Source organism: Granulicella sp. L56 (assembly GCF_009765835.1).
GTDB lineage: Bacteria > Acidobacteriota > Terriglobia > Terriglobales > Acidobacteriaceae > Edaphobacter.
Genome location: NZ_LMUS01000001.1, coordinates 961,882 through 974,482, shown reverse-complemented (window position 1 = coordinate 974,482; position 12,601 = coordinate 961,882). Strand labels below are relative to the sequence as shown.

Here is a 12,601-nt window from a genome sequence, read left to right as displayed (position 1 = left end):
GATAACAGCGCCGTTTTTGAGCGAGGAAAATTGATGAATAGCAATGGCAACGGGCAGCATTTGGATGGTGGCGCGGCGAACGGCAATGGTTACAAGGTGCCGACGGGGCGAGCGGATTGGATTGTAAAGCGCAAGGCTGAGGCCGAGCGGACGGGCGACACCAACATGTCGCAGATGCACTTTGCGCGCAAGGGATTGATTACCGAAGAGATGGCTTATGTCGCTCAGCGCGAGAAGATTGCGGCCGAGCTGGTGCGGAGCGAGGTTGCGAAGGGCACCATGATTATTCCGGCCAACATCAACCACGTTGAGCTGGAGCCGATGGCGATTGGGGTGGAGTCGCTGTGCAAGATCAATGCGAATATCGGCAACTCGGCGCTGGTGTCGAATGTCGACGAAGAGTTGCGGAAGCTGCATACCGCCGTGCACTTTGGCGCGGATACGGTGATGGACCTTTCGACGGGTGGCGATATTCCGATGATTCGCGAGCAGATCCTGCGGCACTCGCCGGTACCGATTGGGACAGTTCCTCTCTATGAGGCGCTGAGCCGGGTGAAGAAGCTGGAAGACCTGAATATCGACCTGTATCTCGAGGTGATCGAGGAGCAGGCGCAGCAGGGTGTGGACTACTTTACGATCCATGCCGGTGTGCTGATTCAGTACGTTCCGCTGGTGGCCAAGCGCATCACCGGCATTGTGAGCCGAGGCGGCGCGATCCTGGCGCAGTGGATGACGGCGCACCACAAGCAGAACTTCCTGTATGAGAACTTCGACCGGATTACAAAGATCATGGCGAAGTATGACGTGAGCTACTCGCTGGGTGATGGGCTGCGGCCGGGTTGCGTGGCTGATGCCAGCGACGAGGCCCAGTTTGCCGAGCTGAAGACGCTGGGCGAGTTGACGCGGCAGGCGTGGAAGAGCGATGTGCAGGTGATGATCGAAGGGCCGGGGCACGTGCCGCTGGACAAGATCAAGGAGCAGGTGGACAAGGAAGTCGAGCTTTGCGACGGCGCTCCGTTCTATGTGCTGGGGCCGCTGGTGACCGATATCGCTCCGGGCTATGACCACATTACGTCGGCGATTGGCGCGGCGCTTATTGGATGGCATGGCGCGGCGATGCTCTGCTATGTGACTCCGAAGGAGCACCTGGGACTGCCGAATGAGAAGGACGTGAAGGACGGCATCATCGCTTACAAGATTGCTGCTCATGCGGCGGACATTGCGCGGCACCGGCCGGGTGCGCGTGATCGCGACGATGCGATCTCGCATGCTCGTTATACGTTTGATTGGGACAAGCAGTTTGCGTTGTCGCTCGATCCGGATACGGCTCGCGGGATGCACGATGAGACGCTACCGGATGACTACTACAAGGAAGCGGCGTTCTGCTCAATGTGCGGACCGAAGTTCTGCAGCATGAACTGGTCAAGCAAGGTCGACAAGTTCAACGAAGAGCAGCATGGACTGAAGAAGCCTGACCTGACTCAGATTGTCACCGAGCAGATGGCGCTCCGAGGGTAGTTCGCGGTTTCTAATATTGTGAAAAGGCCTAGCGTTCGCGCTGGGCCTTTTTCTTGCTTCCAAAAACTCAGAAGAGAAGGTAGATGCGCTAAGTGCAGTGATCCCAATCGGTGTCGGTGTAGAAATAGACGGCGTACCAGTCGCTCTCCAGTCGCCGGACCTTGAAAATTTCGCAGGGGATGCCGTTGAATCTTCCGTAGGAACGGCTTTTGGCTGCGGCAGCGAGTGAATCCTTCGGGTCGAAGACCAGATACCCCACTGTGTCGCTTCCAGCAAAACCCCATCCGTCCCATTCCACATGCTTGAATTGGCCATTTATGGGGTTTGGGAGAGCAAGTACTTCAGTCTTATACGCTTTCGAATGGACGAGCCAGCGCGCTGTCGTGCGCACGCCATCAGAGGCTCGGAATAAGAGCCAAGACGCGGCGCAGAAAAGCGCGATCATCAACAGAGTCGCCAAACTTTGCTGAGGGAGTGATCGGGTGAGAACAATCAACAAGATCAAAGCGACAATGGCGGCAGTAGGAATCGTGATCAAAAAACCGATGTCTTTGCTGAAGATCATCATCGGAAGTATGGCGACCACCGCTCCCAATACACCATAAAAGGGAAGCCACCAGTTGAACCATGGAGTCGTTCTCTCGACCATTCAAGCAGTGTATGGTTCTGGAGTGTTTATAGGAAACGTTGAGTTCAAGGCTGGCCAATATCACTCAAAAGCAGGCCCTCCGCTGCGCGAAGGATGAGAAGGGTGGAGGGAAGTGCAGAAGTATGCGTGGATGTGATAGCGTGATTAGTTTTAGTTATGGTTTGGAGGTGCGCCGATGTTTGGACTGACCGAGGAACAGGAGCAGTTGCGGAAGGAAGTGCGGGCCTTTGCGGAGCGGGAGATTGCGCCGCATGTCTCGGAGTGGGATGAGAAGAGCCTGTTTCCTGCCGAGGTGGTGAAAAAGCTTGGGCCGATGGGATTGATGGGAGTGATCTTTCCCGAGGCGCTGGGCGGCGCGGGCATGGGCTATGTGGAGTATGTGCTGGCGGTGGAGGAGCTGTCGCGGGTCGATGGAAGCGTGGGGATCATTGTGGCTTCGCATAACTCACTCTGCACCAACCACATTATGCTGGCTGGCAATGATGAGCAGCGGCAGAGGTGGGTCTCGAAGCTGGCGCGCGGGGAGTGGCTGGGAGCCTGGGGACTGACCGAGCCGGGGTCAGGATCGGATGCGGCGGGGGCGCGGACGACGGCGGTGAAGCGTGGGGAGAAGTGGGTGCTGAACGGAAGCAAGACCTTCATTACGAACGGCAGCTATGCGGACTGTACGGTGGTACTGGCGGTGACTGACCACGCGCAGGGGACGCGGGGGATCTCGGCGTTTGTGGTGGAGAAGGGGACGAAGGGTTTTCGCGCGGGGAAGAAGGAGAACAAGCTGGGACTGCGGGCGAGCGATACTTCGGAGCTGATCTTTGAGGAGTGCGAGATTCCGGCGGAGAACCTTGTTGGGAAGTTAGGGGAGGGCTTCAAGGACGCCATGCGGGTGTTGGATGGCGGTCGAATTTCGATTGCGGCGTTGAGTTTGGGAATGGCGCGGGGAGCGCTCGATGCGGCGATGAAGTATGCGCAGCAGCGGCGGCAGTTTGGCAAGGCGATTAGCGAGTTTCAGGCGATCCAGTTCAAGCTGGCAGATATGGCGACCCAGCTTGACGCGGCGTGGCTGCTGACGATGCGTGCGGCGCAGATGAAGGACAAAGGGCTGCGGGTGACGCGGGAGTCGGCGATGGCGAAGCTGTTTGCCAGCGAGGCGGCTTGCCGGATCTGCGACGAGGGGGTGCAGATTCATGGCGGCTATGGGTTTATCAAGGACTATCCGGCGGAGAAGTTTTATCGCGATGTGAAGCTGTGCACGATTGGGGAAGGGACGAGCGAGATTCAGCGGATGGTGATTGCGCGGGAGCTGCTGGGGACGGCTCCCAGCCGGGGGTAAGGGCGGGGGCTGGCGAACGGCTTAACACCGATTTTCACCGATGACACCGATCAAAAGGCGGCAAAGGGCGAAATATAGTTCAATATCTAATAGTTTAGTATCCGAATAGTTTAGTGTTGAACTAATTTTTGGAGGATGACAGCTTCGTTGTGCTGCTCGTCCTTTGCTCCGTAGAGGAGGGTTGTTGGACCCTTCGCTACTTCTTTCCTCAGAAGCGCTACTTGTTCGGGATTATTTTTCAGCTCGGATTTGTAACGGGTCTGAAATTCGTGCCATTTGGCTGGGTCGTGGGCGAACCATTTTCTTAGTTCGGTGCTGGGAGCGACTTCTTTCAGCCAGAGATCCACCTTTGCCTTTTCTTTGGTCAGGGCGCGAGGCCAGAGGCGGTCTACGAGAATGCGGGTGCCGTCTGCTTTGGCGGGAGCTTCGTAGACTCGCTTGAGCTTGATTTTGATCAAGGCTTCTATTTTTGAAATTAATAGCCTGAAAATTCTTCGGCACGGATGTTGGCTTCTTTCACACCGGCGTTTTTGAGAAGCTTTTGCATGGCGGCGACCATCTCGGGTGGCCCGGTGAGGTAGTAGATGGGGCGGCTCAGGTCGGGCAGATGCTTTTTGAGCATGGCTTCGGTGATGTAGCCTGTTTCGCCGCTCCATTGAGCGTTGTTCACCTCTGTCATGGTGGCGATGAGGGTGAAGTTGGGATTCGCTTCCTGTGCTGCGGCCAACTCGTCGAGGAAGGCAGCATCATTCGGGGTTCGATTGGAGTAGAAGGCGAAGAGTGGGTGGGCCAGCTTATCGTGCGCGGCCTGAAGGACGATGCTTCGGACGGGCGTGATGCCGATGCCTCCGGTGAGGAAGACGGCGGGGATGCGAGCGTCGTCGTGGAGGGTGAGTTCGCCCCAGGGTGCTTCGAGATCAAGTTCGGTGCCGAGGTCGATGAGCTTCAGGGAACGCTTGAAGGCAGTGTCGCGCATGCGTGTGGCGATAAAGAGTTCGTTCTCGTAAGGCGCGGCGGCGATCGAGAAGCTGCGCTTGTTGCCTTCGGCGTCGTTCTGAGGTGGATTTGGGAGGGTGAAATCGCCGCATTGACCGGGCTCGAAGGTGAAGCCGTCTGGCTTTTCGAAGTGAAAGGCCATCGTGCCGGAGGCTACTTCGCTGCGACGCTTCAACTTGATCTTATAGGTTGCCACTTGGCGGGTTCCTTTCGGTTAGGTGCCGTAGCCTCGGTGCTTCATGGCTGCGAGTTCTTCATCGCTGGGCCAGGAGATGGTCAGCAGGAAGGCGGAGTCTTCGACAGCTTCGACGTCGTGTCGGATGGAGGCGGCCAGCGTGAAGAGGTTGCCGGGACTGAGATCGTGGGGATGGTTGTTGACGTTGAGACGAATTTTCCCCTTGAGGACCTGAATGGAGATGGTTCCGTCGGCGTGGTGCTCCTTCATCTTCGCGGCTTTTTCAATTGTGATGAGGACGATGCGGAAGTCGTGCTTCTTGAAGAGGGTTTTGGCGTAGAGGCCGGAGGGCCAGGGTTTCTTCTGCTCGGAGTCGGCTATCTCCTTGAGTAGATCGAACTGCGCCTGCTTGTCGATCATGGTGCCGTCTTGCTGGGAAGTGGTCATGTCTCATCTCCCTTCGATGGCTATGTGACTCTTCTACTTCTAACTTGGATGCAGGAATGTTCCTGTGGGGGTAATTCGCTGATGGGTAGAATGTGGGGATGGAGATCAAACGTATTGGTTCGCAGCCCTCAGGGAATGGTCCGGCAGACTGGTTTACCGGCACGGTGCGGATCGACCCTCTCTTTCAAGCGCCCGATCCGGCGATGGTGGCAGGCGCCAGCGTCACGTTTGAGCCGGGAGCACGTACTGCGTGGCACACGCATCCGTTGGGACAGACCTTGATTATTACGGCGGGATGCGGATGGGTTCAACGGGATGGCGGTGCGCTTGAGGAAGTTCATCCTGGAGATGTGGTTTGGTTCTCTCCGGGAGAGAAGCATTGGCACGGAGCTACGCAGACGACGGCCATGAGCCACATCGCTATTCAGGAACGGTTGGACGGCAAGGTTGTGGATTGGATGGAGCATGTCAGCGAGGAGCAATACCGTCGGTGAATCGGTGCAAACTGACCTGTTGCCGGTTGATGCGGGTTTCGAAAGATTGATTTGGGGGTGGAGTGGTGACGACGAATACGACGACGGCGGCGGTTGGGTTTGCGAAGGAAAATCAGGTGCGGTTTGTGGAGGAGCTGAAGGCTTTGTTGCGGATTCCTTCGATCTCCACACTGCCGGAGCATGTGGGGGATGTGCGCCGGGCGGCGGAGTTTGTGGCGGCTGAGTTGAAGCGGATTGGGATGGAGAATGTCCGCCTGATTGAGACGAGCACGCCGGAAGAGATGATTGTGGATGAGGCGGGACAAGCCCGGGTGGTGCCGTTGCGGATTGGGCATCCGCTGGTCTATGCAGATTGGCTCCATGCAGTACCTGCAGCGGATGGGACAGCCGCGACGACTGTGCTTTGTTACGGTCACTACGATGTGCAGCCGCCCGATCCTCTGGATGAGTGGAAGACGCCGCCGTTTGAGCCGACCGAGAGGGATGGGAACATCTATGCGCGTGGGGCGGTGGATGACAAGGGGCAGATGTGGATGCATGTGAAGGCGCTGGAGTCGTTGATGGCGGCAGGGGGTGGAACGCTGCCGGTCAATGTGCGCGTGATTGTCGAGGGCGAGGAAGAGGTCGGCGGTGAGGGGATTGCCGCGTTTGTGCGGAAGCAGGGCGAGGAGTTGAAGGCGGATGTCGCGCTGGTGTCGGATACGGAGATGTTTGCACCGGAGTTGCCTACGCTGTGTGTCGGGCTGCGGGGGATGATCTATACCGAGATTGAGGCGTGGGGGGCACGGACCGATCTGCACTCGGGAATGTATGGCGGGGCGGCTCCGAATCCGTTTGTGGCGCTGGCGCAGGTGATCGCGAAGCTGAAGGATGAGGATGGAAGGATTCTGATTCCGGGATTTTATGACAAGGTGCAGAAGCCCACGGATGCGGAGTTGAAGGCGTGGAAGGCGCTGCCGTTCGATGAGGAACACTATCGCGAGACTGAGGTGGGCTCGGTCGCGCTGACCGGGGAGCCGGGGTATAGCGTGCTGGAGCGGACGTGGGCGCGGCCTACGCTCGATGTGCATGGGATGCCGGGTGGATTTACCGGGGCGGGCGCGAAGACGGTGATTCCGGCGAAGGCCTTGGCGAAGGTGAGCATGCGGCTGGTCCCGGACATGACGCCGGCGGAGAGCTTTATGCAGTACAAGGCTTATGTGGAGTCGATCTGCCCGAAGGGAATTGAGCTTGAGGTGAGGTTGATCCACGCGGGGGATGCCATCGTGGTGAGTACGGACAATGAATATGTTCATGCGGCCACGGAGGCGATGCACGAGGTCTTCGGCAAGGAGACGGTGTTTGTGCGCGGGGGTGGATCGATCCCGATTGTGGGGGACTTTGAACGGGAGTTGAAGATTCCTACGGTGATGATGGGATTTGGGCTGCCCGATGACAATCTTCATGCTCCGAATGAGAAGTTCCATCTGGCGAACTTTCATCGCGGAATCGAATCGATTGTGCGGTTCTTTGCGCGACTGGGAGCCTGAGGGTGAGGACGGCTCCGACTGACTTGAGCGGGTATGTGCTGGCGGGTGGGAAGAGCTCGCGCATGGGACGGGACAAGGCGTTGCTGGAGCTGGCGGGGAAACCGCTGGTGCTGCGCGCGGTGCAGAAGCTAAGGCGGGTTTGTGCGGAGGTTTCTATCCTTGGCAACAGAGAGGAGCTGGAGGCTTATGCTCCGCTGGTTCGGGATTTACATGAAGGGTGTGGGCCTCTGGGTGGAATCGAGGCTGCGCTGGCGCATTCGACCAGGGCGTGGAACCTGTTGATGGCTGTGGATATGCCGTTTTTGCCGGTGGGGTTTCTGGATGCGTGGATCGGGAGCGTAATTGAGCGGCAACATACCCGGGTGGCGTTGTTTACGGTGGATGGGCGGCCACAGCCTGCACTTTGTCTGGTGCACAAAGAGGTTGCGCCGTTTGTGAATGGGGCGATACAGCGAGGGGAGTTCAAGCTATTTCCCGTGTTGATGGATGCCGCGATGCAGTTGGCGGGACGGTTTGGAGTGGAGCTGAATGAGACGCTTTTGAACTTTCCCTGGAGCGGAGATTTGGAGGCCGTTGAAGGTGGCCTGAACGGATGGGTTCCGACGGAGGCGCAGCGGGGTGCAGCGCATCTGTGGTTTGCCAATCTGAATACGCCCGAGGAGTTTGGCGCTGCTGAGTCTTTTGCCGGAGTGCTGGCGGCTGATTAATTCAGGATGAGCTGCATAGCGGTGGGGCGGTCATGCATCTGATAAGACTAAGACAAGAGCCAGCATGGAAGGCAGGGGACGATGGCAGAGCAGGATGACGAGAGAGACCCGCGGAATAAAAATAAGCGGCCCGTCGAAGCGACGGACAGTGAGGGATCGGAACATGTCGCAGACTCTGGGGCTGCGGAGCGGGCGGATGGTGAGGACTCGCTGATTTCGGAGGTGTCGCCGGATGTGGCGCCTATGGTTGAAGAGTTTATGGAGCAGGCGGCGGCGCAGAATGAGGCTGCGGCCGAGGCTGTGCCGGATGTCAGGAATAAGCCGGGGTCTTATATCTCGTTCGAGCATGTGCATAAGTCGTTTGGCGACTTTGTGGTACTGGACGATGTGAGTTTTTGCGTGAATTCGGGAGAGACGCTCTGCATTATGGGACGCAGCGGCGTGGGCAAGTCGGTGTCGCTGCAGATGCTGCTGGGGTTTCTGAAGCCGGATAAGGGAATCATTCGGGTGGCGGGGGAGGATATCTGCGGGCTCAACGAGCGGGAGCTGCAGGTGATCCGGCGGAAGGTGACGATGGTGTTTCAGAATGGGGCGCTGTTCGACTCGGTGACCGTGGGCGAGAATGTCGCGTTTCCGCTGCGAGAGCGGGGAGAGCTGGCGGAGGAACAGATTCTGCAGGTGGTGAAGGGATTGTTGGAAATGGTAGGTGTGGCGGGGATGGAAGATCTGCTGCCCTCGGACCTGTCCACGGGGATGAAGCGGTCGGTGGCGATTGCGCGGGCGCTGGCGGCCCAGCCGGAGGCCATCCTTTACGACGAGCCTACGACCATGGTCGATCCCCTGATGGCCCATTTGTTAGGAAATCTGATCGAGCGGCTGAAGCAGCAGCTTCATCTGACGAGCATTGTCGTGACTCACGATACGCGGTTTGCGAAGAAGCTGGCGGACAGGGTGGTGTTGTTGCATGGAGGGAAGGCGCATTTCTTTGGGACGATGGAGGAGATGGAGCAGAGCGACGACCCCGTGCTGAAGGAGTTTCTTGCAATGGATGAGCTGGTTGTTCCGGCCTAGGGTAGCGAAGAGGACGGCAATAAAAGCAACTTATATCAATAATTTGCGTTAATGATAACGCAAAAGTTTGCAGATTTAGGGTTGCCATGTTGCATGGGGCAACGTATCCTTAAGCCACGGACACGTCGCTTCCGCAGATTTCTGTTTGCTGCTGAATCTAATTGGGTTAGCAGGGATCTGATGTTCTGAACCGTGTTTTTTTTCTTGGAGCAATTGATTTTTTTGATCGTGCAACATGCCTGGGTTATTTCTGGCATCTTACCGACTGTGAAGTCAAAGGGATATCACAGTAAAGAGGCGTTCGCTATGGCGACACCGGATTATCTGCAGCAGGTTATTGTTTCGGCAAAAGCACGGGCTGTTCGAGACAGACGCACTTATTCGACCCGATTTGGATTGTTTCGCCGTCCTTCGATGACCAGCATGGTATGGGCATCGTTGGATCTGTTAACTGTTTTTGTAGCGGTGATTCTGGCACTGCGTGTCCGGGTCGCTTTGCCCCCGCAGGCCCCTGTGCTGCATATGCTGCCGGACCTGATTGAGGCGTCGCCTCGGACACTGTTCTTATATATCGGCTGGTTTGCGGCCTGTCTGATCTTCTTCGCGCGATCGTATGGGCTGTATGGGCCCATCCAGAATCGCAGCGGCCTGCATGAGCAGAGGATGACGGTGCAGGCGGTGCTGGTCTCCGGGCTGCTTCTGTGCGGTGCACTCTACCTGTTCAATGGAGTTGCGGTCTCACGGATTGTTGTCGCGTTGGTGGTCGTGTTTTCCGTGGTCATTCTATGCGTGCGGCGTGCGGTGTGGCGGCGGATGGTTTACAAGCGCTTTCGGGAGGGGATAGAGACGCGCAATGTGCTGATTGTAGGCGCCGGCCGGGTGGGATATGCGTTGCGGAACCATCTGGAGTCGCTGAACCATCTTGGGTTTCGCTTCAAAGGCTTTGTGGCGCTGACGGAACGGGAGGCGGAGTCCGGGGACGCGGAGGTGATTGGCGATGTGCGCAACTGCCTTTCTCTGGCGCGATCGCTCTTCGTGGATGAGATTTTTTTCTCGGTCCCAGCAGATAAGAAGCTGGTGATTGGCATGGTGGAAGAGGCACGGACGGCTGGGATCGATGTCCGGGTCGTGCCGGACATGTATGACGGACTGGCGTGGAATGCGCCGGTCGAATATATCGGCCAGTTTCCGACGATTCCGTTGCACCGGCGGGACTTCCCCATGGGAGCATTTCTGCTGAAACGCGCACTGGACATCGTGCTGGCGTCGTTTGCGCTGCTGGTAACGTCTCCGGTAATGCTTGGCATTGCGATTGCCGTTCGAATGGACTCCAAGGGCTCCATCTTTTATGGCGCGGAGCGTATTGGGCGAAAGGGCCGGACGTTTTCCTGCTATAAATTCCGCACCATGGTGCAGGATGCCGACAAATTGAAGGCCGACCTGGAGCACATGAACGAAAGGGACGGCATTCTCTTCAAGATTGCCAACGATCCTCGCATTACGCGGGTGGGGGCCGTGCTGCGAAAGTATTCGCTGGACGAGTTGCCGCAGTTCTATAACGTGCTGCGCGGGGATATGAGTCTGGTTGGGCCACGGCCGCCGATGGCAGCCGAGGTGGAGCAGTACGATCTGGCCCACCTGCGAAGGCTGGATGTATTGCCGGGAATCACCGGGTTGTGGCAGGTGGAGGCTCGGCAGGACCCCTCGTTCGATAGCTATATCTCTCTGGATACGGCTTATGTGGAGAATTGGAGCCTTTGGCTTGACCTGAAGATCCTGGCGCGGACGGTGCATGTGGTGTTAAGCGGAACCGGCACCTAAGCGGCTCTCCTGCAAGAGCAACGACGAAAGGGGTCTCTCCACTGCGGCGGCAAAAGCGCCGCCTTCGGTCGAGATGACGTTGTTTGAGTTCGAGATGGGCCTTTTAGAGTTTTAGACGGGGTTTCAAGCGGTAGACTTAAGGCTGTGAAGATAGCTCTCGCGCAGATTAATCCGACGGTTGGGGACTTCGCCGGAAATACGAAAAAGATACTTGAATATGCGATGCGCGCTCACGAAAAGGGCGCATCGCTTGTCGTCTTTCCCGAGCTTGCCGTGTGCGGATATCCTCCGGCGGATTTTCTGGAGAAGGCTTCCTTTATCGCCAGGGCTGGCCAGGCGGTGGCTGAGATCGCTGCGTGGACAGCCGGGAGTGGGCGTCCTGCGATTTTGTGCGGGACGGTGATGGCGGCAACGTCGTCCGTGGGCAAGCGGGTGCGCAATGTCGCGGCTCTGCTGCGCGTTGGAGAGGTGAGTTTTGTACAGCAGAAGATGCTGCTTCCGTTCTATGACGTGTTTGACGAGCAGCGCTACTTTGAGCCAGCCGTGGAGCAGGCGCTGACCGCCCTCGATGGACAGCCGCTGGCGATCACGATCTGCGAGGATGCCTGGAATGACAAAGGCTTCTGGCCGAGGCCGATATATCAGGTCGATCCCGTAGAGGCCTTGATGGGGAAGTGGCGGGCGCAGCCGGAAGATCTGGCTGGACGTTCGCGCATCATTTTGAATATTTCGGCTTCGCCATACTGGCAGAGCAAGCCGCAGGTGCGACAGAAGATGCTGGCAGCGCTGGCGGAGCGGCACGGCGCCTATGTGGCCATGGTGAACCAGGTAGGTGGCAATGATGGGTTGGTCTTCGATGGCTCTTCGCTGGTGATTGGCCCGAAGGGACGTGTGGTGGCGCGGGGAGCTTCGTTTGCCGAGGACCTTGTGATCTTCGATACGGAGGCAGTCGATGGAGTGAAAGCTGCGAGCGGCCCTGTGCTGGATGAGGTGGAAGAGGTTTGGAAGGCGCTGGTGTTGGGGACTCGGGATTATGTGCGCAAGTGCGGGTTTTCAAAGGCCGTGGTGGGATTGAGCGGAGGCATCGATTCGGCGCTGGTGGCTGCGATTGCGGTGGAGGCGCTGGGAGCGGAGAACGTGCTTGGGGTGGGAATGCCGAGCGAGTATTCTTCGCTGGGCTCGATCGAAGATGCGCGGGCTCTGGCAAAGAACCTTGGCGTGAGGTTTGAGCTGTTGCCGGTCCATGATGTGTTTGCCCAGTATCAGCAGACGCTGCGGCCTTTGTTTGAAGGCACGCCGTTCGGTCTGGCGGAGGAGAATCTGCAGGCGCGGATACGCGGAGCATTGCTGATGGCGCTGGCGAACAAGTTTGGCTCGCTGGTGTTGACGACCGGCAACAAGAGCGAGATGTCGACGGGATATTGCACGCTGTATGGCGATATGGTGGGCGCGCTGGCGGTGATCGGCGACGTGATGAAGACCAGGGTCTATGCCATCAGTCGATATGTAAACCGTAAGCGCGAGGTGATTCCGTGGGCGACAATCGAGAAGCCGCCTTCGGCGGAGCTTCGGCCGGAGCAGCGGGATACGGACTCGTTGCCTCCGTATGAGGTGCTTGATCCGATTTTGGAGGCTTATGTGGAACGATACTGTTCTGCCGAGCAGATTGCGGAGGAACAGGGCGTGGATGTTGCGCTGGTGAGGTCGATCCTGCAGTTGGTCGAGCGCAGCGAATATAAGCGGCAGCAGGCCGCCCCGGTGCTGAAGGTGACAAAAAAATCGTTCGGAACGGGACGCCGGTTTCCCATAGCGGTCAAGGTTCAGGTGTAATAGAAGTGTTGCGCGCGTAGAGCGGCGGCGGAGG

The 12,601-nt window shown here is 57.9% G+C and carries 12 protein-coding genes; 8 read left to right on the top strand and 4 right to left on the bottom strand.

Annotated features, from left to right (window positions below; translation table 11 throughout):
- Positions 1-33: 33 nt before the first annotated feature.
- Positions 34-1,518, top strand: coding sequence for a phosphomethylpyrimidine synthase ThiC (gene thiC / locus GSQ81_RS03950; protein WP_158909387.1), 1,485 nt, complete (start codon positions 34-36; stop codon positions 1,516-1,518).
- Positions 1,519-1,606: 88 nt separating this feature from the next.
- Here thiC and GSQ81_RS03945 read toward each other — a convergent pair whose 3' ends face one another.
- Positions 1,607-2,167 (bottom strand): hypothetical protein, encoded by a 561-nt coding sequence (locus tag GSQ81_RS03945; protein WP_158909386.1) that lies wholly within the window; start codon positions 2,165-2,167, stop codon positions 1,607-1,609.
- A 175-nt stretch (positions 2,168-2,342) separates the two neighbouring features.
- On the opposite strand from GSQ81_RS03945, the gene GSQ81_RS03940 reads away from it, so the two are divergent.
- A complete protein-coding gene (locus GSQ81_RS03940) occupies positions 2,343-3,497 on the top strand; it encodes an acyl-CoA dehydrogenase (RefSeq protein ID WP_158909385.1) in 1,155 nt (384 codons plus the stop codon).
- Between the two features lie 110 nt (positions 3,498-3,607).
- Here GSQ81_RS03940 and GSQ81_RS19970 read toward each other — a convergent pair whose 3' ends face one another.
- Genes GSQ81_RS19970 through GSQ81_RS03925 form a run of 3 tightly spaced genes read right to left on the bottom strand, consistent with a single transcriptional unit; the run spans position 3,608 to position 5,115 of the window.
- Entirely contained in the window at positions 3,608-3,955 is a 348-nt protein-coding gene (locus tag GSQ81_RS19970; protein ID WP_254059975.1) for a DUF488 domain-containing protein, read from the bottom strand.
- Between the two features lie 17 nt (positions 3,956-3,972).
- Positions 3,973-4,689, bottom strand: a complete 717-nt coding sequence (locus GSQ81_RS19965) for an FAD-dependent oxidoreductase (protein WP_158909384.1) — start codon at positions 4,687-4,689, stop codon at positions 3,973-3,975.
- A gap of 18 nt (positions 4,690-4,707) precedes the next feature.
- Positions 4,708-5,115 carry a cupin domain-containing protein gene (locus GSQ81_RS03925; protein WP_158909383.1) on the bottom strand — a complete coding sequence of 136 codons (408 nt, stop codon included), beginning with the start codon at positions 5,113-5,115 and terminating at the stop codon, positions 4,708-4,710.
- Positions 5,116-5,213: 98 nt separating this feature from the next.
- On the opposite strand from GSQ81_RS03925, the gene GSQ81_RS03920 reads away from it, so the two are divergent.
- The 6 genes from GSQ81_RS03920 to GSQ81_RS03895 all read left to right on the top strand — a co-directional run bounded on the left by GSQ81_RS03920 (position 5,214) and on the right by GSQ81_RS03895 (position 12,567).
- Positions 5,214-5,609: a cupin domain-containing protein gene (locus GSQ81_RS03920; protein ID WP_158909382.1), complete on the top strand. Its 396-nt coding sequence runs from the start codon at positions 5,214-5,216 to the stop codon at positions 5,607-5,609.
- Positions 5,610-5,674: 65 nt separating this feature from the next.
- Positions 5,675-7,138: a dipeptidase gene (locus GSQ81_RS03915; protein ID WP_158909381.1), complete on the top strand. Its 1,464-nt coding sequence runs from the start codon at positions 5,675-5,677 to the stop codon at positions 7,136-7,138.
- Positions 7,139-7,140: 2 nt separating this feature from the next.
- Positions 7,141-7,845: a molybdenum cofactor guanylyltransferase gene (locus tag GSQ81_RS03910; protein ID WP_158909380.1), complete on the top strand. Its 705-nt coding sequence runs from the start codon at positions 7,141-7,143 to the stop codon at positions 7,843-7,845.
- A 243-nt stretch (positions 7,846-8,088) separates the two neighbouring features.
- Positions 8,089-8,916: an ABC transporter ATP-binding protein gene (locus GSQ81_RS03905; protein ID WP_174237942.1), complete on the top strand. Its 828-nt coding sequence runs from the start codon at positions 8,089-8,091 to the stop codon at positions 8,914-8,916.
- 306 nt (positions 8,917-9,222) lie between these two features.
- Positions 9,223-10,737, top strand: a complete 1,515-nt coding sequence (locus GSQ81_RS03900; protein ID WP_158909378.1) for a sugar transferase — start codon at positions 9,223-9,225, stop codon at positions 10,735-10,737.
- A 144-nt stretch (positions 10,738-10,881) separates the two neighbouring features.
- A complete protein-coding gene (locus GSQ81_RS03895; protein WP_158909377.1) occupies positions 10,882-12,567 on the top strand; it encodes an NAD+ synthase in 1,686 nt (561 codons plus the stop codon).
- Positions 12,568-12,601: the final 34 nt, after the last annotated feature.

Bases quoted from the DNA above. Each gene is read 5' to 3' on its own strand.
- GSQ81_RS03920 (WP_158909382.1), top strand. From the start codon at position 5,214: ATGGAGATCAAACGTATTGGTTCGCAGCCCTCAGGGAATGGTCCGGCA.
- GSQ81_RS03900 (WP_158909378.1), top strand. From the start codon at position 9,223: ATGGCGACACCGGATTATCTGCAGCAGGTTATTGTTTCGGCAAAAGCA.
- GSQ81_RS03925 (WP_158909383.1), bottom strand. From the start codon at position 5,115: ATGACCACTTCCCAGCAAGACGGCACCATGATCGACAAGCAGGCGCAG.
- thiC (WP_158909387.1), top strand. From the start codon at position 34: ATGAATAGCAATGGCAACGGGCAGCATTTGGATGGTGGCGCGGCGAAC.
- GSQ81_RS03905 (WP_174237942.1), top strand. From the start codon at position 8,089: ATGGTTGAAGAGTTTATGGAGCAGGCGGCGGCGCAGAATGAGGCTGCG.
- GSQ81_RS03940 (WP_158909385.1), top strand. From the start codon at position 2,343: ATGTTTGGACTGACCGAGGAACAGGAGCAGTTGCGGAAGGAAGTGCGG.
- GSQ81_RS03945 (WP_158909386.1), bottom strand. From the start codon at position 2,167: ATGGTCGAGAGAACGACTCCATGGTTCAACTGGTGGCTTCCCTTTTAT.